Annotated in this window: 1 protein-coding gene; it reads left to right on the top strand. The window is 70.1% G+C overall.

Going from position 1 to position 626, the window contains the following annotated elements; all coding sequences use genetic code 11:
• The coding region (locus ABEA43_RS67900) for an ATP-binding cassette domain-containing protein (RefSeq protein WP_345581649.1) at positions 1-626 on the top strand (626 nt) is incomplete at both ends.

The raw sequence follows: 626 nt of genomic DNA on the forward strand, positions 1-626 counted from the left end.
ATCGCGTTCGTCGGCGAGAACGGCTCCGGCAAGACCACCCTCGCCAAAATCCTGTCCGGCCTGTACGAACCCGACACCGGCACCGTCCACTGGGACGACACCGACCTGACCACCGTCAGCCCCGAAGACCTCCGCCGGCGCACCGCCGTCATCGCCCAGGACCACACCCGCTGGCCCCTCACCGCCCGCTACAACATCACCATGGGCACCGACAAAGGCGACCCCGCCCTGCACGCCGCCGCCGCCGTGGCCGGCGCCGACGAAGTCGTCGCCGACCTCCCCCACGGCTACCGCACCCTGCTCGATCGCCGCTTCAAAGACGGCCACGAACTGTCCGGCGGCCAATGGCAGCGCATCGCCGTCGCCCGCGGCTTCCACCGCGACGCCGACCTGCTCATCTGCGACGAACCCACCGCCGCCCTCGACGCCCGCGCCGAACACGCCCTCTTCGAACGCATCCGCAGCCACTCCGACGGCCGCACCGTCCTGCTCATCACCCACCGCCTGGCCAGCGTCCGCTACGCCGACCGCATCTACGTCCTCGACCACGGCAAGATCACCGAACAAGGCGACCACGCCACCCTCATGACCCTCGACGGCCTCTACGCCGACCTCTACACCCTCCA

Origin of the sequence: Nonomuraea rosea (assembly GCF_039539705.1) — a bacterium.
GTDB lineage: Bacteria > Actinomycetota > Actinomycetes > Streptosporangiales > Streptosporangiaceae > Nonomuraea > Nonomuraea rosea.